The following is a 19,630-nucleotide window of genomic DNA, read 5'->3' on the forward strand; positions in this document are numbered from 1 at the left end:
ACTTCCCTCCCGCATCGGACGACCCCAGGTTCCATGAGCGAGACCGCCCCGCCGGAGCTTTCCGCCCGCGCCCTGAGCGCGCGGGTGGCCAAGGTCTATATGCGGCCGCGCTGGAAGGGCTGGACCGTGGCGATGCTGGCCGCCGTGGTGGTGGCCGCGATCAGCGCGCGCCTAGCGCAGATCCTGCGGCCGGCGGTCGACGACCTGCTGGTCTCGCACAAACCGAACGCGTTGATCTACCTGCCGGCGACCATCGCGGGCCTGGCGTTGATCCGCACCCTGGCGCAGGTCGTGCAGGCGGCCCTGGTCAACCGGATCGGCAACGGCGTGGTGGCCGACATCCAGCGCCAGCTGTTCGGCAAGCTGGTGCGGGCCGACCTCGCCCATCTGCGCGGCCAGCATTCCGGGGCCTATGTCTCCTCGGTGCTCTACGACGCCGGCCTGACCCGCGAGGCGGCGACCGCCGGGGTGATCAACTACACCCAGAACCTGCTGATCGTGGTCGGCGCGCTGTGGGTCATGGTGCGGATCGACTGGAGCCTGACCGCCATCGTCCTGGCCGGCGCGCCGCTCGCCAGCGCCGTCATGCGCCGGTTCTCCAGGCGCAGCGTCAAGGCCGCCAAGGGCGCCATGGCCGAGACCTCGGCGCTGTCCACGGCGATCATGGAAAGCCTCGACGGCGTCCGCGTGGTGAAGATCGAGAACCGCGAGGCCTATGAGGAGGCCCGTGTCGCCGAGGTGATCCGCCGGCGCGAACGGCATTTGGTGAAGGGCTCCAACGCGCGGGCCCTGGCCGCGCCGATCACCGAGCTGGTCACCAGCTGGATCCTGGCGGCGGTGTTCGTCTATGCCGGCTGGCGCTCGCTGCACAGCGGGCTGACGCCGGGCGGATTCACCGCCTTCATCGCCGCCCTGCTGATGGCCTCGCAGTCGCTGCGCCAGCTCGCCAACCTGCAGACCGTGTTCGCCGAGGGCATGTCGGCGGCGCGGCGGCTGTTCTCAGCCCTCGACGTCGAGCCGGAAGTGCGCGAGGCCGCCGGGGCGAGCGTCCTGCCCCACGGCCGCGGCGACATCGTCTTCGACGAGGTGAGCTTCGCCTACGATGACGGCGGCCCGACCATCTCCGACATCTCCTTCGAGGTGCGGCGAGGCGAGACGGTGGCCCTGGTCGGCCCCTCCGGCGGCGGCAAGACGACGGTCCTGAACCTGATCCCGCGCTTCTATGACGCCACCGCCGGGCGGATCACCATCGACGGCCATGAGGTGCGCGAGGTGACGCTCTCCTCGCTCCGGGACCAGATCGCGCTGGTCACCCAGGAGCCGTTCCTGTTCGACGACACCATCCGCGCCAACATCGCCTACGCCCGGCCGGACGCGCGCCAGGAGGAGATCGAGCAGGCGGCGCGGGAGGCCGCGGCCCACGACTTCATCCTCTCCCTGCCCAAGGGTTACGACACCGGCGTCGGCGAGGCCGGCGCGCGGCTTTCCGGCGGCCAGCGGCAGCGGATCGCCATCGCACGGGCCTTCCTGAAGGACGCGCCGATCCTGCTGCTCGACGAGGCCACCAGCGCGCTGGACACCGAGAGCGAGGCCCAGGTGCAGGCGGCGCTGAAGCGGCTGATGGCCGGCCGCGCGGTGATCCTGATCGCACACCGCCTCTCCACCGTGCGCGGCGCCGACCGCATCTATGTCCTAGACAAGGGCCGCATCGTCGAGACCGGCGACCACCGCAGCCTGGTGGCCAAGCGCGGCCTCTACGCCCGCCTCGCCAAAACCCAGGACCTGGAGGCGGAGCCGGCGGCCCAAGCGCCGACGGAGGCGGAGACCGCGGCTTGAAGGGACTGCTGCGCAGCGCCGCGGTGCAGGCGACCCTGGGCTGGATCCTGGGCGTCTACATCCGGCTGATGCTGATCACCATCCGCTGGCGCCACGAGAACGCCGAGTGCTTCGACCCCGTCCTGGCCGCCGACACCGGCGCCATCGGCCTGCACTGGCATGGCCGGGTGCCGATCTGCCTGGCCATCGCCCCGCCCTGGTGGCGCAAGATCACCAAGGCGCTGGTCTCGCCCTCCGGCGACGGGGAATTCGTGGCCCGGGCGCTCGCCATGAACGGCTGCGCCACCATCCGCATCTCCAGCGCCAAGAAGGGCGACGCGGCCAAGGCGCGCCAGGCGGTGGCGGGCCTGCGCGAGGCCAGCAACTGGGTGGCCGGCGGCGGCGGGCTGATCGTCACGCCGGACGGCCCCAGAGGCCCCAACGAGGTGATCGCCGCCGGCGCCCTGCAGATCGCCAAGCGGGCGGGCCAGCCGATCTTCCTGCTGGGCATCGCCGCCAATCCCGCGATCCAGCTCGACACCTGGGACAAGGTGATGATCGCCGCCCCCTTCGGCCGCGGCGCGGTGGTCTGGGACGGGCCGCACCATGTGCCTGAGGACGCCGACGCCGAGGCCATCGAGGCCCTGATCGTCGAGCTGTCGGCCAAGCTGTCGGCGGCCACGCGCCGCGCCGAGGTCCTGGTCGGACGAGGGCCTCGGCCGACAGCGGCGTCGAGAGCGCATTGATCCCGTCCCCGCACGGTGAGACATAGGCCCCATGGCGCATCCCCACGACCATTCCGCGCACGCCGATCACGATCATCACGACCACGATCACGAGGCGCACGGTCACGATCATGACGCTCACGACCACGGCGAGCACGATCACGCCGCTCACGGTCACGATGCCCGCCATCACGCGGCGCATGACCACGGGCATGCCCACGGCCACAGCCACGGACCCGGCGGCCATCACCACCACGTCCCGGCCGACATGGGGTTGGCCTTCGCCGTGGGCGTGACCCTGAACACCGTCTTCGTGGCGGTTGAGGTGGGCGCGGGCTTCTGGGCGCACTCCATGGCGCTGCTGGCCGACGCCGGGCACAACCTCTCCGACGTCCTGGCGCTCCTGATGGCCTGGGGCGCGATCATCCTCGCCAAGCGCGCGCCGTCCGGCCGGCGCACCTATGGCCTGCGCAAGGGCACCATCCTGGCGTCGCTGGCCAATGCGGTGGTGCTGTTGCTGGTGATCGGCGGAATCGCCTCGGAATCCATCCACCGGCTGACGCAGCCGTCGTCCATCGCCACCACGACCGTGATGATCACCGCCGGCGTCGGCGTGTTCATCAACACGCTCACCGCGCTCTTCTTCATGCGGGGCAGCCATTCGGACCTGAACGTCCGCGGCGCCTTCCTGCACATGGCCAGCGACGCGGTGATCTCGCTCGCGGTCGTGGCGGGCGCGGGGATTATCGCGCTGACCGGCCTGCAGTGGATCGACCCGGCGCTCAGCCTCGGCATCGGCGCGGTGATCGTGTTCGGCACCTGGGGCCTGCTGCGCGACTCGGTGAACCTCGCGCTGGACGGCGCGCCGCGCGAGATCGACGTGGCGGAGGTGCGCGCCTACCTGGCCGCCCTGCCCGGTGTCGAGGAGATCCACGACCTGCACGTCTGGGCCATGAGCACCACCGAGACCGCACTGACCGCGCATGTGATCCGGCCAGCCAACGATGACGGCGACCGCTTCCTGCACACCGCCTGCGAGGGCCTGGCGCGGCGGTTCAACATCGGCCACTGCACCCTGCAAGTGGAGACCGAGGCCGACAGCGCCTGCCACCTCGCCCCGGTCGGAGTGGTGTGAGCCCCGGTGACGTGAAGGGGCCCCCGCGAAGCCTGCCGCTGGCGCTCTACGCCGCGGCGACCGGCCTGGTCGAGCCGCTGGCGCCGGCCCTGCTCCGCCGCCGGGCCGCGCGCGGCAAGGAGGACGCCCAGCGCCTGACCGAGCGCCTGGGCCGCGCCGCGGCGCCGCGGCCGGACGGCCCGCTGGTCTGGCTGCACGGGGTCAGCGTCGGGGAGAGCCTATCGCTGCTGCCGCTGATCGAGGCGTTGCGGGCGCGGCGGCCGGACCTGGCGATCCTGGTCACCTCCGGCACGGTGACCTCCGCCGAGGTGCTGGCCAGACGCCTGCCCGCCGGCGTCATCCACCAGTTTGCGCCGGTGGATGCGCCGGGCGCGGCCGGGCGGTTCCTGGACCACTGGCGGCCCGGCGCAGCGCTGTTCGTCGAGAGCGAGCTCTGGCCGAACCTGATCGCCGCCGCCGCCCGGCGCGGCGTGCGCCTCGCCCTGCTGTCCGCGCGGATCACGCAGAAGAGCGCCGAGGGCTGGGGCCGGGCGCCGGCCACGGCGCGGGCGCTGCTGGGCGCCTTCGACCTGATCCTGCCGCAGGACGCGGCCACGGCGGCGCGGCTGGCCAGGCTGGGCGGCGCGGTCGGGCCGCAGCTGAACCTAAAGCTGGTGGGCGGCGCACCGCCGGTGGATGCTGGGCTGGCCGAGGCCCTGCGGCGCGGCGCGGACGGCCGCAAGGTCGTACTGGCCGCCAGCACCCATCCCGGCGAGGAGCGCCCGGTCGCCGAGGCGTTCCAGGCGGCCACGGCGGACGCCCCTCCAGCCTTGCTGATCGTCGCCCCGCGCCATCCCGACCGTGGACCGGGCGTCGCCGACGGGCTGGCCGGCCTCGGCTTCACGGCCGCGCGCCGCGCCGCGGGCGAGGCCCTGACCTCGGACGTCACGGCCTATGTCGCCGACACCCTGGGCGAGATGGGCGCCTTCTACGCCGTCGCCGACGCGGTGGTGATGGGCGGGAGCTTCGTGGCGGGCGTCGGCGGCCACAATCCGCTGGAGGCCGCGCGGCTGCAGGCGGCCATCGTCACCGGCCCGCACGCCTTCAACGCCGCCGACATCTACGCTGGGATGCTGGCCGACTGCGCGGCGATCGAGGCGGCCGACCCCGCAGCCCTCGCCCGCCACCTTCGCGGCCTGCTGGCCAATCCGGCGATCGCGCGCAGGACCGGCGAGGCGGCGGCGGACTTCGCCGGGCGGCAGGGCGCGGCGCTGGCCGAGGCCATGACCCTGATCGAACCCCTGCTGCCCGCATGAAGCTCTCCACGCCCCGCTGGTGGTACGAGCGCGACGGCGCGGCCCGCAGCGGCGCCATGCCATTCGCCCGCGCCCTCCTTACCCCGCTCTCCTGGATCTGGGCCGCCGTGACGGCGCGGCGGATCGCGAGGACGGCGCCGACCGAGGCCGGCGCGCCGGTGATCTGCATCGGCAACGTCACCATGGGCGGGGCCGGCAAGACGCCCATCGCCCGCGCGGTCGCCGAGCGGCTGCGCGCGCGCGGCCACGCGGTCAGCCTGCTCTCGCGTGGCTATGGCGGCCGGCTGGAGGGCCCGGTGCGGGTCGATCCGGCGGTCCACAGCGCCGCCGACGTCGGCGACGAGCCACTGATGCTGGCGCGCGACGCGACGGTCTGGGTGGCCCGCGACCGGCTGGCGGGCGCGAAGGCCGCCGCCGGCGCCGGAGCCCAGGCCATCGTCATGGACGACGGTTTCCAGAACCCCTCGGTGAGGAAGGCGCTGTCCCTGGTGGTGGTGGATGGCGAGACCCGCGGGCGCGCCTGGCCGTTCGGCGACGGCCGGGTGTTCCCCGCCGGCCCGATGCGCGAGCCCCTGGCGGCCGGCCTGGCGCGGGCCGACGCAATCATCGTCCTGCTGCCGGCGGACCTGCCCGAGGTCGATCCCGAGCTCGCCGCCCAGCTGCGCGGCCCGCCCCTGCTGAGCGCGCATCTGCAGCCGGCCGCCCCGCCGCCCGCCGGGCCGCAGGTCGGCTTCGCCGGGGTCGGCAAGCCCTGGAAGGTCGAGGCCGCCCTGAAGGCCGCCGGCTGCGACCTGAAGGACTTCGCACCCTTCCCAGATCACGCGGCTTACGACGACGCGACGCTCACCCGCCTGGCCGAGCGCGCCCAGGTCTTCGGCGCGGGGCTGGTGACTACGGAGAAGGATTGGGTTCGCCTGCCCGGCGCCTGGCGCGCCAAGGTCACGGCCTGGCCCGTGGCCGCCGTCTTCGACGACCCTGCGGCGCTCGACGCCCTGCTGGCGAGCGCCGGGGTCTGAGCCAATTGCTCCCCCTCTGGGGGAGGAATTTGCGGCCGCTTAGGCGAGCGCGCCGGCCTTTTCCGCGAACTTCCAGCTGGCCTGGGCCAGGGAGACCACGCGGTCGGCCTGCTGGGCGGCGTGGGGGCTGTTGGCGGTGCCGTCGCGCACCCGTCCCACGATCCCCTGCAGGATGCCCGCCAGGCGGAAGGCGTTGTAGCTGAAGAACCAGTTGAGATCGTGCAGGCCGGTGCGGCCGGTCAGGCTGCAATAGTAGTCCACCGTCTCGTCGAGGGTCGGCAGGCCGTGGGCCTTCAGGTCCGGCACGGTCGAGATCGAGCCGTTGACCCAGTTCATCAGGAGATAGGTGAAGTCGGCCAGGGGTTCGCCCAGGGTCGAGAGCTCCCAGTCCAGGACCGCGATCACCCGGGGCTCGGTCGGATGGAAGATCATGTTGTCCAGCCGGTAGTCGCCGTGGACGATGGCGGTCCGTTCCTGGGCCGGCAGGGTCTTGGGCAGCCAGTCGATCAGCCGCTCCATCTCCGGGATGTGGGCGGTCTCGGAGGCCTTGTACTGCTTGGTCCAGCGGTCGACCTGGCGGCCCATGTAGTTGCCGGGCCGACCGTAGTCTTCGAGGCCGATCTTGGCGTAGTCGGTGTTGTGCAGGTCGGCCAAGGTCTTGATCTTGTGCATGAAGATCGCGTGGCGCTCGGCCGGCTCATACTGCGGCAGGGTCTGGTCCCAGAGAATCCGGCCCTCGACCATGTCCATGATGTAGAACCAGGTGCCGATCACTCCGTCGTCGGTGCAGAGGCCGTAGGTCTTGGCCACCGGGAAGCCGGTCGTCCCGAGCGCGGTGATCACCTTGTACTCGCGGTCCACCGCGTGCGCCGACGGCAGCAGCTTGCCCGGCGGCTTGCGGCGCAGGACGTACTTCTTGCCGGGGGTGATCAGCTGGTAGGTCGGGTTCGACTGGCCGCCCTTGAACTGGCGCACCTCCAGGGGACCCGCATAGCCCTCGACGTTGGCGCTCATCCAGGCCGCGAGGGCCGCCTCGTCGAAACGATGGCTCACGGCCACGTCCTTGGTGCCGGTGTTGAGCTGCTCGCGTTCCTGCTCGGCGGCGTCCACGGCGGCCATGGCATTCCCTCGTACGTTTGTTTGAAGCACCTTACCGGGGCGTGCGGGGACGGAGCAAGGCGCTGCTATCGCGCATCGGGCCCACCGACGAAGCGTTGGAATGGCTAAGGCTGCGCCGCCTCGACGACCGAATGGGGTCGCGTCTCAGTTTGGAATTTGGCGCCGCCGACAAGCATTCCGCCTCGGCGAGGTCGCGGTTATGATGGCCGCGTGAGAAGAGAGGCGATCCCGTCCCTGGCCGTCTGCATCGTGACCGCCGGGGCTTTGTTGCTGAGCTTGTCGGGTGAACGGTCAGCACTGATCGCGGCGGTCAAGGTCGTCGGGATCCTGGGTCTTCTCGCCCTGGGCCTGTCGCTCGCGTTCAGCCAGAAGGCGCCCGACGCCTAGAGGCCGGCGGCTTGATAGCCAGCCGGAGGTGAGTCCATCACGACTTACCCCACATAGGGTTTCACCGCCCCAGCGCCCGCCAGCCGATGTCCGTGCGGTGGAAGCCCTCCGGCCAGTCGATCAGGGCCACCGCGCCATAGGCCCGCTCTCGCGCCTCGGCTAAGTCCCGGCCCAGGGCGCAGACGTTGAGGGCGCGGCCGGCGCCGGCCAGCACGGTCCCGTCGGGGCCGGCGGAGGTTCCGGCGTGGAAGACCACGACGCCTTCGCCGAAGTCCTGGTCCAGGCCGCCGATGACGCTGCCGGCCTTGGCCGGACCGGGATAGCCCTCGGTGGCCAGGACCACGCAGATCGCCGCCTCGTCGCGCCAGACCGGGTCGGGCAGTTCGTTCAGCCGGCCGGTGGCGCAGGCCATCAGGTAGGGGACGAGGTCGCTCTCCAGGCGCAGCATCAGGACCTGGGTCTCCGGGTCGCCAAAGCGGGCGTTGAACTCGATCAGCTTCGGCCCGTGCCGCGTGGCCATCAGCTCCACGAAGAGCACGCCGCGGTAGGGCGCGCCGTCGGCGGCGATGCCCTTGAAGGCGGGCTCGGCCAGGAGGGTGCGCGTCTGCTCGATCAGGTCGTAGGTGAAGACCGGCGCCGGCGAATAGGTGCCCATGCCGCCGGTGTTGGGGCCCCGGTCGCCGTCGAAGACGCGCTTGTGGTCCTGGGCCCAGCCGAACAGCTTCGAATGCTTGCCGTCGCAGAGCGCGAACAGCGAGCCGATCTCGCCCTCCAGGTATTCCTCGATCACCACCCGCGCCCCGGCCGCGCCGAAGTGGCCGGAGAAGGCGTCGTCGATGGCCGCCTCCGCCGCCGTGCGGTCCGGCGCGATGGCCACGCCCTTGCCGGCGGCCAGGCCGTCGGCCTTGACCACATAGGGCGGCTCGAAATGGCTGAGCGCCGCCTTGGCCTCCTCGGCGGTGTCGCAGATGCGGTACTGCGAGGTCGGCAGGTGGTGGCGGTCGCAGAAGGCCTTGGTGAAGGCCTTGGAGGACTCCAGCATCCCGGCTGCGGCGGTGGGGCCGAAGCAGGGGATGCCCGCCGCCTCCAAGGCGTCGGCGAGGCCGGCCTCGACGGCGACCTCCGGCCCGATCACCACGAGGTCGGCGGCGATCTCCTGGGCCAGCATCACCTGGCGGGCGACCTCGGTCGGCTTGAGATCGCGGATCTCCGCGATCCCAGCCATGCCCGGATTGCCCGGCGCGCAGACCAGGCGCTTCACGAGCGGCGACTGTTTGATCTTCCAGGCCAGCGCGTGCTCGCGCCCGCCGGAGCCCACCAGAAGGATGTTCATGCCCCGCGCTTTCGCCCGCGCGGAAAGCTCGGTCAAGGGCGCGGCTACAGCCCCGGGCGATGACGCGGTAAGGTTCGAATCCCCACGCGTGGAGGCGGCGAACGGATGGGACTGCAAGAACCGGACGCCGCGACGCTGCAGGCGATCTGCGACCAGGGCCTGGCGCACCATCAGGCCGGCCGGCTGGAGGCGGCGCGCCAGCACTACGAGCACGTGCTGGCGGCCGATCCGCGCCACTTCGACGCCCTGCACCTGCTGGGCGTCTACGCCGTGCAGACCCGTCAGCTGGAGGCGGCGGTCGATCTGATCGGCCAGGCGATCGCGGTGAAGGGCGATGTGGCCCGCGCCTACGGCAACCTCGCCAATGCGCTGAACGGCCTGGGCCGCCATGAGGACGCCGTCGCGGCCTCAGACCAGGCTATCGCCCTGGACCCGGATTTCGCCGAGGCCCACGGCAACCGCGGCCAGGCGCTGCGGCGCCTGGGCCGCCCGCTGGAGGCCCTGGCCAGCTACCAGCGGGTGGTGGCGCTGCGGCCCACGGCGCAGGCCGCGTTCAACCAGGCGACCTTGCTGCGCGAGCTTGGCCACCTCGATGAGGCGCTGGCGGGCTACGATCAGGCCATCGCGCTCAAGCCCGACTACGCCGAGGCCCACCGCAGCCGGGGGATCACGCTGGGCGACCTGGGACGCCTGCCGGAGAGCCTGGCGAGCTTCGAGCGGGCCGTCGCCCTCAACCCGGCCTATGCTGAGGCCCACGTCAGCCTGGGCAAGGCGCTGCGCGAGCTGGGCGCCGCCGAGGCGGCCCTTGCCAGCCAGGACCGGGCCATCGCGCTCAGCCCGGACCACGCCGAGGCCCACGGCAACCGCGGCAACGCGCTGGTCGACCTGGGGCGGCCCGCCGAGGCGTTGGCCAGCTACGCGCGGGCCACGGTGCTGAAGCCGGACTACGTCGAGGCGCTCAGCAACCGGGCGCCGGCGCTGCGCGAGCTGGAGCGCGCCGACGAGGCGCTGGACGCCACGGACGCGGCCATTGCGCTGAAGCCGGACTATGCCGAGGCGCACAACAACCGCGGAGGCGCGCTCTACGACCTGCGCCGGCTGGATGAGGCGCTGGCGAGCTATGACCGGGCGATCGCGCTGAAGCCCGACTATGCCGAGGCGCACAGCAACCGCGGCGTCGTGCTCTACGACATGCGGCGGCCGAACGCGGCGCTGGCGAGCTATGACCAGGCGATCGCGCTCAAGCCGGACTTCGCCGAAGCGCACCACCACCGGGCCATGTGCCTGCTGCTGCTGGGCGATTTCGCGCAAGGCTGGGCGCAGTACGAATGGCGCTGGCGGACCAGCCAGTTCGGCTCGCGGCCGCGGCCGTTCGCTGCGCCCCTTTGGCTCGGCGAGGCGAGTCCGGCGGGCAAGATCCTGCTGGTCCATTGCGAGCAGGGGCTGGGCGACAGCCTGCAGTTCTGCCGCTACGTCCCCCGGGCCGCCGCTCTGGGGGCCAAGGTGGTGCTGGAGGTCCAGCCGGGACTGGAGCGGCTGCTGGCGCGGCTGCCCGGCGTGGCGCGGGTCGTCACCCGGGGCGAGCCGCTGCCGCCGCACGACCTGCAGACCCCGCTGATGAGCCTGCCGTTCGCGCTTGGCGCGACGCTCGACGCCTGGGACGGGTCCTATCTGCAGGCCGACCCGGACGAGGCGGTGGCCATGGCGGGCCGGATGCCGGGCTCCGGGCGGCTGCGGGTCGGGCTCTGCTGGGCCGGCGGGCTGAAGCCGGGCCAACTGATCGGCGGGAGCATCGACAAGCGCCGCTCGCTGGCCCTGGAGGCCTTCGCGCCGCTGGCCGCCATCGATGGCATCGAGGTCTACAGCCTGCAGAAGGGACCGCCGGCCGCCGGGCTCGCCGAGGCGCGGGCGCGCGGCTGGGCGGGGCCGGAGATCGTCGACCTGACGGGGGAGCTGAAGGACTTTGCCGACACCGCCGCCCTGGCCGCCAACCTCGACCTGGTGATCGCCTGCGACACGGCGGTGGCGCACCTGGCGGGCGGCATGGGCAAGCCGGTGTGGATTCTCAACCGCTTCGACGCCTGCTGGCGGTGGCTGGACGGCCGCACCGACAGTCCCTGGTATCCCAGCGCGCGCTTGTTCATCCAGCCCGCGCCCGGCGACTGGGCGAGCGTCATGGATCAGGTGCAGGACGAGCTGGCGGCCCTGGCGCGTGAGGCCGCGCCCTAGCCTTCGAGGTCGAGGGAGTAGCCGGCGGAACGGACCGTGCGGATCGGATCGTCGGCGTCGGAGACGCCGAGGGCCTTGCGCAGGCGGCCGATGTGCACGTCGACGGTGCGGGCCTCGACGTAGACGTCGGAGCCCCAGACGGCGTCCAGCAGCTGTTCGCGGGAGAACACCCGACCGGGGTGTTGCATCAGGTAGTCGAGCAGGCGGAACTCGGTAGGGCCGAGATGGATCTCCTGGCCCGCACGCTTCACCCGGTGGGCCACACGGTCGATCAAGAGGTCGCCGCGGCGCACGCGGTCCTCGGCCAGGCCCGGACGAATGCGGCGCAGCACCGCGCGGATGCGGGCGGTGAGCTCGGTCATCGAGAACGGCTTGACCACATAGTCGTCGGCGCCGGTGTCGAGGCCGCGCACCCGGTCGGTCTCCTCGCCGCGGGCGGTCAGCATGATGATCGGCACGTTGCGGGTCTCGTTGCGCTGGCGCAGGCGGCGGCAGACCTCGATCCCCGAGACCTTGGGCAGCATCCAATCCAGCACGATCAGGTCCGGCAGGCGCTCGTCGACCAGCAGGAGGGCCTCCTCGCCGTCGCCGGCCAGGGCCACGTCATAGCCTTCCTTCTGCAGGTTGTACTGCAGCAGGGTCGCGAGCGAATCCTCGTCCTCGACCACCAGGACATGCGGCGTCATCTGCATCGCGGTCAGACCTGCAGGGCGTCGGTCTTGGGCCGGCCGCCCACCATCTCCTGGCCGGTGATCTCGTAGTGGATGATCTCGGCGATGTTGGTGGCGTGGTCGCCGATCCGCTCGAGGTTCTTGGCCACGAACAGCATGTGGGCGCAGGCGGTGATCGTGCGCGGGTCGCCCATCATGTAGGTGAGCAGCTCGCGGAACAGGGCGTTGTAGTGCTCGTCGACCTCGTCGTCCTGGCTCCAGACGGCGAGCGCGCGTTCCAGGTCGGAGCGGGAGTAGGCGTCGATGACGCTGGAGAGCCGTCCCAGCACCAGCTTGCCCATGCGCTCGATGGAGCGGGTGAGCGGCGTCAGCGGATCGCTCTCGATGATCACCAGAGTGCGCTTGGCGATGTTCTTGGCGAGGTCCCCGCAGCGTTCGAGGTTGCTGGCCACCTTCATGGCCGCCACCGCGCGCCGCAGGTCGTCGGCCACCGGCTGGCGCAGGGCGATCAGGCGGATGGTCTTGCGTTCGATGTCGCGCTCGGCCTCGTCCAGCTTGTCGTCGCGCACGACGACGGAGGCTGCGAGCTCCTGGTTGCGCTTGACCACGCCGTTCACGGCGTCAGCCACCTGGGCCTCGGTCAGGCCGCCCATCCGGACGCATTCGGCGGCGAGGCTGTTCAACTCATCCTCGTAGGACTTGACGATGTGCTCGCTCATTCACCTTCGCCTTTCGGGCCCGCCGGGGCCCGGCGCTTGCCCCTATGCTACAGTCTCATGACGCTTTGACGACGCCTTCCGGCGCGTGGGCCATGGGAAAATAGGCCGTGAACGTACTACCCTCGCCCTCGGCGCTGGCCACCACAAGCCCGCCGCGGTGGCGGTTCATGATGTGCTTGACGATGGCGAGGCCGAGGCCCGTGCCGGAGCGCGCGCCGCTCTTCTGGCCATCGACCCGGTAGAAGCGCTCGGAGAGCCGGGGCAGGTTCTGGCGGGCGATGCCGGGCCCGAGGTCGGTGACCCGCAGCGCCGCGTAGGTCTCCTGCGACGGGTCGGGCGCCACCAGCGACAGGCGCGGCACGCCCTCCTGGCTGGCGGCGGCGGCCAGGTCGCTGAGGCCGCTCTGCAGCTCGATGCGCACGCTGGCGTTGTCGGGGGAATATTTGATGGCGTTGTCCAGGAGGTTCTGCACCACCTGCACGATCTGGTCGCGCTCGCCGCGCACGGTCATCGAGGCGCCGGCGCAGGAGCGCCAGTCCAGCTTCACCCGCCGCTGGGCGCCGAGCGGCGAGGCGGCCTCCACCACCTCGCCCACCACCATCACGAGGTCGACGACGCCGCGCGGCGGCACGTGCTCGTCCAGCTCGATGCGGCTGAGCGAGGTCAGGTCGGCGATCAGGCGCGCCATGCGGTCGGCCTGGGCCTGCATGATGCCGAGGAACTTGTCGCGGGCGGCGACGTCGTCGCGGGCGTGGCCGCGCAGGGTCTCGATGAAGCCGGAGAGCGAGGCCAGCGGCGTGCGCAGCTCATGGCTGGCGTTGGCCAGGAAGTCGACCCGAGTGCGTTCCACCCGGCGGACCTCGGTCTCGTCATGGAAGGTCAAGAGCGCCAGCCGCGCCCCATCGTGGCCGAAGCCCAGCCAGCGCGCCCGCACCCGCAGGCTGCGGGTCTGGGCGCCGGTGGTCTCATAGGCGCCCTCGGCGTCGGTCTCGTCGAAGAGGGCCGCGTCCACCGTGGTCAGCACGACGGGGTCGCGCACCGCCGACAGCAGCATGCCCTCCTCGGCGGTGATCCGCAGCATCTCGCGCGCCGCGGCGTTGGCCAGGATGTAGCGCCGCGCGGTCAGGTCCTCGGCCTCGAAGCCCGCGACCACCAGGATCGGGTCCGGCAAGGCGTCGATCAGGGCCGCGTAGAGCTGCGCGGCCGGCATGGTCGACGGACGGGGTTCGGTCAGGGCCAGGGCGATTCTCCGTTGTCAGGACTCTAACATCGCCAGTCCCGTGTCAGATCGGTGACAGTTAAGCCTGGAGTTGGGCCCGGAGCCCGGATCGCGCCCAATGTGGCGGGAACCCGACCTTGGCTGTTGCCGTTGTTTGGCGTCAGCAGGGGTGGCTCCAGTCAAGTCGTGGCGATGAACGATCAACCCGAGGCAGGACTCCCCGGCCCAGAGTCTGGCGCCGGTCCCGACGCCGGCGCGCTCGAAACCGCGCTGGCGCAGAAGAGCGCCCTGCTGCACGAAATCGACCACCGGGTGAAGAACAACCTGCAGCTGATCGCCTCGCTTATCCTGCTGCAGAGCCGCCGCACCGCCGATCCGGCCGCCCGCGCGGCGCTGAAGACCGTTCTGGAGCGGGTGGCCGCGGTGGCCACCGTCCACCGCCGGCTGTTCCAAAACGACCCCTTGAGCTTCGACGTGGCGGACTTCATCCGCGACCTGACCGGCGACCTCGCCGCCTCGGCCGGCCGCGACGACCTGGAGATCGCGCTGGACCTCGATCACATCGCCATCCCCGCCGCCTCCGCCGCGGCCTTCGCCCTGGTGGTCAACGAGCTGCTGGGCAACGCGGTGAAGCACGCCTTCCCGCCCGGACGCCGCGGGCGGGTGAGCGTGCGCCTCAGCAACGGCGACGGCCTCTGCCGGCTGACCATCGCCGACGACGGCGTGGGCCTGGGCGGCCAGCCGCCGGGGTTCGGCCTGACGATCGTCAAACTGCTGGGCCAGCAGCTTCACGCCGACGTGCAGGTCGAGGACGCGCAACCCGGCGTGCGCGCGACAGTTATTGTCCCCATGACCGCCGTTCCGAAACCCGATCGGGCCTCACCGTGACCGCCCCCGATCCCCTCGACGTATTGATCGTCGAAGACGAGGTGCTGCTCGCCGAGGAGCTGGCCTTCCTGGTGCGCGAAGCGGGCTTGCGCGAAGTGGGCCGCGCCATGAGCTCGCGCGAGGCCGTGGCGCTGGCCGCCGAGCTCACCCCCGACCTCGCCCTGGTCGACGTCCACCTGCGTGACGGCCCGACCGGCGTGGAGGCCGCGCGCCTGATCGTGCAGGACGTGGGCGCGGTGGTGCTGTTCATGACCGCCAATGTGGCCCGCCTGCCCAGCGACTACGCCGGCGCCTGCGGGGTGATCGGCAAACCCTACTCCGAGCGCGCGGTGAAGACCGCGCTCGCCTATCTGGAGGTCTGCCTGCGCGACGGCCGTGCGCCCGGGCCGCCGCCGCTCGGCCTGACTCTCTCGCCGCGCTACCGCGAGCTGTGGGACGGCGGCCTCGCCGAGACGGGCTGAGCTTGTCCAGCCTGGTCGCCAACAGCGTCGGCACCCTGGCCGCGCTTTGCTCCATGTCCAGTTTCGCGCCGCAGATCGCCAAGATCTGGCGCGACCGCGACGCCGGCGAGATTTCGCTGGCCATGTACCTGGTGACGGTGACCGGCTTCTGCCTCTGGACGGCTTACGGCCTCTTCACCCGCAGCTGGCCGGTGGTGGTCTCCAACTTCGTCTGCCTGGGCATGTCGGCGACGGTGTTGGCGCTCAAGTGGCGCTTCAGCCGCCACAGCTGACCGAGGGCGTGTCGGCGACAGCCTAGCCATGCCGGGCGGGCGGCCTTAAGGCTGCCGCGGTTGGCCGTCAGAGCGGCGGCGACGAAGATCCTCCGACCAAGACCTTTCGAGCAGACGCATGGACGAACGACTGGCCGCGGCGGATGCGGCGCTGAAAGCGGGCCGCCGCGACGACGGCATCGCGCTGTTGGCCGCCGCCATCGAGGCCGATCCCGGGACCGGCAGTCCCGCCTACCGCGTCCTGGTGACCCAGCTCTACCTGGCCAAGCGATTCGAGGAAGGCGCGACCTGGAGCGAGGCCGGGACGAAGCGCTATCCGCGCGATCTCGACCTGTGGAACCTGCAGGGCGTCTGCCTGCGCAACCTGCGCCGCTATCCCGAGGCCCTGGCGGCCTTCGACCAGGCGGCGCGGCTCGGCCCCGGCAATGTCCACGTCCAGACCAACCGCGGCAATGTGCTGCTCGACATGGACCAGGGCGCGCGCGCCGAGCCGGTGTTCACCACCCTGGTCCGCAAGGATCCCCGCAACGCCGAACATGTCCGCCAGCTCGGCCGTGCGCTGTTCAAGCAGGGCAAGCTGCCCGCCGCCCTCAGCCGCTTCCGCCAGGCCGTCGCCCTGCAGAAGACCCTGGTCGACGCCTGGATGGACCTGATCAGCGCCACCCTCGAGCAGGGGCAGTTGGCCGAAGGCGAGGCGCTGGCGGAGAAGGCCCTGGCCGCCAACCCCGACAATCCCAGGCTGATCGAGTCGCGGGTGGTCGCCATGCGGCGAGCGGGCGAGTATCGGCGGGCCGAGGCCTACCTGCTGGAGCTCCTGCCGCGGCTCGGAACCGCCGCCTGGATCCACTACCAGCTGGGCGCCACCGTCGCCGACTACGACCGCGACCGCTGCAACATCTTCATGCGCAAGGCGGTCGAGCTGGAGCCCAACGCCCTCGACTATGTGCTGGGGCTGGTCGAGAGCCTGGAGCGGACCCGCACCGGCGATGAAGGGGCCAACATCGAGGAGGCCTACCAGCTGGCCCGCCACGCGCTGACCCTGAACCCCACCGGGCCGGGCCAGCTGAAGATCCTCAACGAGGTGCTGATCCGGGTCTGCGCCTACGACGAGCTGCCCGCGCTCGGCGACTTCGCGACGCTGGGCCGCTTCTGGGCCAGCAGCGGCCGCCACACCGCGCTCCTGAAGCAGCTGGCGCGGGTCGAGACGCTGGAGGACCGCTACGAACTCCTCGAACAGCACCGCATCTGGGGCCGGATGATCGAGGAGCGGACCGCGCGCCAGCCGATCCGCAAGCCCGCGCCACGGCCCAAGGACGGGCGCATCCGGCTGGGCTTCCTCTCCTCCGACCTGCGCGCGCATCCGGTGGGCTATTTCGCGCAGCCGCTGTTCGACCACGTCGACCCGCGCTTCGATCTCTATTGCTACTCGTTCTACACGGGCGCCGAAGACGCGATGCAGAAGTACTTCGCGTCCAAGTCGAAGGCCTATCGCTGGTACCCGGAGATCGGCACGCCGGCGGCGGCCCAGACCATCGCCGACGACCAGTTGGACATGCTGATCGAGCTCGGCGGCTCGACGCACATGAACCGGCTGGAGCTGATGACCTACCGGGCGGCGCCCAAGCAGGCGAGCTGGCTGGGCTATCCGCACTCGGCGGGCGTCGCGGCGATCGATTACCTGGTCACCGACCCCTACAACACCCCGCCCCGCCGCGATCTCCTGCTCGAGACGCCGCTGATGATGCCCAAGACCTGGATCGCGCTGGGCCGCACCATCTTCTCCGACGCCCATATGATCGCGCCGGCCACGCCGCAGGACCGGCACGGGGTGATCAGCTTCGGCACCGCCAACAACCCGCACAAATACACCCGCAGCCTCTTCGGCCTCTGGGCGCGGACGATGCACGCGGTTCCGGGCTCGCGCTTCGTCTTTGTCCGGCCGGAGGGCTCATCCCCCACCTTCCGCAAGAACATCCTGTCGGAGTTCGAGCGTGGCGGCATCGCCGCCGAACGGGTGGTCTTCCACACGATCCGCGGCGCGCACATGCCGTTCTACAACGAGATCGACATCAGTCTCGACACCGCCCCGCTCACCGGCGGCACCACCACCACCGAGTCGCTGTGGATGGGCGTGCCGGTGGTGAGCCTGGTCGGCGAAGCCTTCTTCGAGCGGCTGTCGGCCTCGATCCTGGCCAACAGCGGGCTGGCTGACCTGGCGACCCCCGACCCGGACGAGTTCGTCCGCATCGCCGCGGCGCTGGCGGCGGACAAGCCGCGGCGCGAGAGCCTGCGCCGGACCCTGCGCGACCAGATCCGCTCCGGCCCGCTCGGTCAGACCCAGCAGTTCGCCAGCGACTTCTACGATCTGGTCGCCCGCACGGTTGAGGGAGCCTAGAGCCGGAAATATTCCTGCAGCAGGTCGTCGGGGCGCGGGCGGAAGGTGAGCTCGCCGGCGGCGCCTGAGAACACCATCATCCCCTTGGGCGCGCGCTTGCCGATCACGCGAACGCCTTGCGAGAGGACCACGTCGTCCTCGATCACCGCGCCCGCCGCCACCGAGCTTCCCGGATAGAGCACCACGCGTGCGCCGATCACCGGGATCTGGTCCTTATGCCGGCCCACGGTGCAGTTCTGGTAGAGCACCAGGTGCTCGCCATAGGTCGCCTTGGCCAGGACGATGCCCAGGCTGTGGCCGATGTAGAACACCTTCGGCATGGCGATCTCGTAGAACAGGTCGATGCCGTTGAAGGCCTTGTTCATCAGGAACAGCCGGGTCGGCGCCTCGGTGTCGCCGGACCGCGTCCAGATCGTGTTGGCCAAGTAGTAGAGGAAGATGGTGTGCTGCGAGGACTGCAGCACGTTGAACTCATCCGGCCGCCAGGGCGCGCAGCCGTTGATGCAGCCGTGCAGCCGCTCCAGCGCCTCGTCCAGATAGGCGTCGGCCACGGTGCGGAAAGTCGCCTCGCGCCCGTCGGGAACCACGTGGGCGCACTGGGCGACCGTGTAGGCCAGCAGGCTCGCGCGCGTGTGGCCCCGGAGCTTCAAGCCTTCAGCCCTTCCAGATAGCGGCGCACCACATCCTTGACCGGCGCGGGATCGACGCCAAGGGCGCGCAGCCGGCCGACGTCGGCGGTGGGCGGCGAAAGCGGCGAGACGTCGCGGGCGAAGCTCACCTGCCAGCCGGCCTGCAGGAAGAGGTTGGCGATCTCGCCATTGGCCATGGTCTCCCCGCTGGCCACATTGACCACCCCATGCGCCGGCTTCTCGGCCATGGCGACGAGGGCCGCCACCACATCGTCCAGGTGGATGTAGTCGCGGGCGATGTGCGGACTGGAATCGAGGTTGAGCGCCCGCGTGCGCGCCGCCTCGATCAGCCATTCGGAAAGGAAGCCTGGCGCCTCGGCCTCCCAGTCGAAGACGTTGGAGAGCCGGGCGACCGCGCCGCGCCCGTCGGTGCGGGTGAGCGTCAGGTTCTCGCCCAGCGCCTTGGAGAGATCGTAGATGCGGCGCGGATCGGTGGGGTCGAACAGGAGCGGCGCGGCCTCGTCCAACAGGCGCGCGGCCTGGCCGTCGTAGAGCCGGGTCGACGACAGGTAGATCAGCTGCTCGAACCGGCCGGCCTGGATCAGCGCGCTCAGGAGGGTGACGTGGGCCTCGACGGTGTCGAAGGGCCGGCGGTCGTAGTCGGCGGTCAGGCCCGCGCAGTAGAAGACCACCCCCATGTCGCGCCCGAACAGCGAGGTGTCACCCTTGGCCGGGGCGTAGACATCCCAACCTTCGCCGGTCAGCCGCGCCTGGAGCCGGCGGCCGACGAAGCCCGTGGCGCCGATGATGGTGGCCAGGCCCGTCATTCGCCGCGCCGTCCGATGCGCCGCGCCGGCGCCCCGGCGTGGATCTCGTAGGCCGGCACCTCGCCGCGCACCACGGAGCCGGCGGCGATCACCGCGCCCTTGCGGATCACCGCCCCGTCAAGGACCACGACGTTGGCCCCCAGCCAGACGTCCTCCTCGATGACGATGCCGCCCCTGGAGGGCTGGAAGCCCTGCAGCCGGATGTGGCGGGTCACATCGGCCACCGCGTGGTTGGTGGGCGCCAGCGTGCAGTTGGCGGCGATCGCCACCGCATCGCCGATGGTCACGCCGTTGCCGGTGTAGATCACCACGCCGGAGTTGATCGCGCAGTCGGCGCCGATCACCACATCGCCCACGCCGCCGGCCGGCTTGATCTTCACGAAGGCGTCTACGCTGGTGCGCGGGCCGATCTCGATCAGGGTGCCGCGCACCGAATCCTCGATGTCGGCCAGCGGCGAGATCTTCGCGGTGGGATCGATCTTCAGCACCATGGCC

The 19,630-nt window shown here is 71.2% G+C and carries 19 protein-coding genes; 11 read left to right on the forward strand and 8 right to left on the reverse strand.

All coding sequences use genetic code 11. The features are described 5' to 3' along the window. Window positions 1-33 precede the first annotated feature (33 nt). From E8A49_RS18130 to lpxK, 5 genes are read left to right on the forward strand one after another with little or no spacing between them, the layout of a single operon-like run. Window positions 34-1,836, forward strand: coding sequence for an ABC transporter ATP-binding protein (locus E8A49_RS18130; RefSeq protein ID WP_293384752.1), 1,803 nt, complete (start codon window positions 34-36; stop codon window positions 1,834-1,836). Then, entirely contained in the window at window positions 1,833-2,561 is a 729-nt protein-coding gene (locus E8A49_RS18135) for a lysophospholipid acyltransferase family protein (RefSeq protein ID WP_293384755.1), read from the forward strand. Before E8A49_RS18130 ends, E8A49_RS18135 begins: the two co-directional genes overlap by 4 nt. Window positions 2,562-2,592: 31 nt before the next feature. Then, window positions 2,593-3,675, forward strand: a complete 1,083-nt coding sequence (locus E8A49_RS18140) for a cation diffusion facilitator family transporter (RefSeq protein WP_293384758.1) — start codon at window positions 2,593-2,595, stop codon at window positions 3,673-3,675. Window positions 3,676-3,686: 11 nt separating this feature from the next. Continuing rightward, the gene (locus E8A49_RS18145; RefSeq protein ID WP_293384761.1) at window positions 3,687-4,970 is read left to right on the forward strand and encodes a 3-deoxy-D-manno-octulosonic acid transferase; all 1,284 of its coding nucleotides are present in this window, start codon (window positions 3,687-3,689) and stop codon (window positions 4,968-4,970) included. Then, complete coding sequence (gene lpxK / locus E8A49_RS18150; RefSeq protein ID WP_293384764.1) at window positions 4,967-5,986, forward strand: tetraacyldisaccharide 4'-kinase; 1,020 nt, start codon at window positions 4,967-4,969, stop codon at window positions 5,984-5,986. The genes E8A49_RS18145 and lpxK overlap by 4 nt, the downstream gene beginning before the upstream one ends. A 39-nt stretch (window positions 5,987-6,025) precedes the next feature. Here the strand turns inward: lpxK and E8A49_RS18155 are convergent, their stop codons facing one another. Beyond that, a complete protein-coding gene (locus tag E8A49_RS18155; protein WP_293384767.1) occupies window positions 6,026-7,105 on the reverse strand; it encodes a phosphotransferase in 1,080 nt (359 codons plus the stop codon). A 210-nt stretch (window positions 7,106-7,315) separates the two neighbouring features. On the opposite strand from E8A49_RS18155, the gene E8A49_RS18160 reads away from it, so the two are divergent. Next, the gene (locus tag E8A49_RS18160) at window positions 7,316-7,492 is read left to right on the forward strand and encodes a hypothetical protein (RefSeq protein ID WP_293384770.1); all 177 of its coding nucleotides are present in this window, start codon (window positions 7,316-7,318) and stop codon (window positions 7,490-7,492) included. Window positions 7,493-7,553: 61 nt separating this feature from the next. Here the strand turns inward: E8A49_RS18160 and purD are convergent, their stop codons facing one another. Then, window positions 7,554-8,825 carry a phosphoribosylamine--glycine ligase gene (gene purD / locus E8A49_RS18165; RefSeq protein ID WP_293384773.1) on the reverse strand — a complete coding sequence of 424 codons (1,272 nt, stop codon included), beginning with the start codon at window positions 8,823-8,825 and terminating at the stop codon, window positions 7,554-7,556. 105 nt (window positions 8,826-8,930) lie between these two features. On the opposite strand from purD, the gene E8A49_RS18170 reads away from it, so the two are divergent. Further along, a complete protein-coding gene (locus tag E8A49_RS18170; RefSeq protein ID WP_293384776.1) occupies window positions 8,931-11,054 on the forward strand; it encodes a tetratricopeptide repeat protein in 2,124 nt (707 codons plus the stop codon). On the opposite strand, the gene phoB is transcribed toward E8A49_RS18170, so the two are convergent. Genes phoB through E8A49_RS18185 form a run of 3 tightly spaced genes read right to left on the reverse strand, consistent with a single transcriptional unit; the run spans window position 11,051 to window position 13,654 of the window. Continuing rightward, entirely contained in the window at window positions 11,051-11,740 is a 690-nt protein-coding gene (phoB, locus tag E8A49_RS18175) for a phosphate regulon transcriptional regulator PhoB (RefSeq protein ID WP_293384779.1), read from the reverse strand. The genes E8A49_RS18170 and phoB overlap by 4 nt on opposite strands. Window positions 11,741-11,751: 11 nt before the next feature. Beyond that, window positions 11,752-12,444 carry a phosphate signaling complex protein PhoU gene (phoU, locus tag E8A49_RS18180; protein ID WP_293384782.1) on the reverse strand — a complete coding sequence of 231 codons (693 nt, stop codon included), beginning with the start codon at window positions 12,442-12,444 and terminating at the stop codon, window positions 11,752-11,754. Window positions 12,445-12,499: 55 nt separating this feature from the next. Beyond that, complete coding sequence (locus E8A49_RS18185; protein WP_293384785.1) at window positions 12,500-13,654, reverse strand: ATP-binding protein; 1,155 nt, start codon at window positions 13,652-13,654, stop codon at window positions 12,500-12,502. 201 nt (window positions 13,655-13,855) lie between these two features. Here E8A49_RS18185 and E8A49_RS18190 point away from each other — a divergent pair, with 201 nt between their 5' ends. From E8A49_RS18190 to E8A49_RS18205, 4 genes are all read left to right on the forward strand, one after another. Then, complete coding sequence (locus E8A49_RS18190; protein WP_293384789.1) at window positions 13,856-14,551, forward strand: sensor histidine kinase; 696 nt, start codon at window positions 13,856-13,858, stop codon at window positions 14,549-14,551. Beyond that, window positions 14,548-15,012: a response regulator gene (locus E8A49_RS18195; RefSeq protein WP_293384792.1), complete on the forward strand. Its 465-nt coding sequence runs from the start codon at window positions 14,548-14,550 to the stop codon at window positions 15,010-15,012. Before E8A49_RS18190 ends, E8A49_RS18195 begins: the two co-directional genes overlap by 4 nt. Before the next feature lie 2 nt (window positions 15,013-15,014). Then, entirely contained in the window at window positions 15,015-15,284 is a 270-nt protein-coding gene (locus E8A49_RS18200) for a SemiSWEET family sugar transporter (protein ID WP_293384795.1), read from the forward strand. A 118-nt stretch (window positions 15,285-15,402) separates the two neighbouring features. Further along, window positions 15,403-17,679 carry a tetratricopeptide repeat protein gene (locus tag E8A49_RS18205; protein WP_293384798.1) on the forward strand — a complete coding sequence of 759 codons (2,277 nt, stop codon included), beginning with the start codon at window positions 15,403-15,405 and terminating at the stop codon, window positions 17,677-17,679. Here E8A49_RS18205 and E8A49_RS18210 read toward each other — a convergent pair. From E8A49_RS18210 to E8A49_RS18220, 3 genes are read right to left on the reverse strand one after another with little or no spacing between them, the layout of a single operon-like run. After that, window positions 17,676-18,329: a hypothetical protein gene (locus E8A49_RS18210; protein WP_293384801.1), complete on the reverse strand. Its 654-nt coding sequence runs from the start codon at window positions 18,327-18,329 to the stop codon at window positions 17,676-17,678. The two genes, E8A49_RS18205 and E8A49_RS18210, sit on opposite strands and share 4 nt — an antisense overlap. After that, a complete protein-coding gene (locus tag E8A49_RS18215; RefSeq protein WP_293384804.1) occupies window positions 18,326-19,135 on the reverse strand; it encodes an NAD(P)-dependent oxidoreductase in 810 nt (269 codons plus the stop codon). Before E8A49_RS18215 ends, E8A49_RS18210 begins: the two co-directional genes overlap by 4 nt. Beyond that, window positions 19,132-19,626 (reverse strand): acyltransferase, encoded by a 495-nt coding sequence (locus E8A49_RS18220; RefSeq protein WP_293384807.1) that lies wholly within the window; start codon window positions 19,624-19,626, stop codon window positions 19,132-19,134. The genes E8A49_RS18215 and E8A49_RS18220 overlap by 4 nt, the downstream gene beginning before the upstream one ends. Between the last annotated feature and the right edge of the window lie 4 nt (window positions 19,627-19,630).

Source organism: Phenylobacterium sp. (assembly GCF_004799515.1).
In the GTDB taxonomy this organism is placed as follows: Bacteria; Pseudomonadota; Alphaproteobacteria; order Caulobacterales; family Caulobacteraceae; genus Phenylobacterium.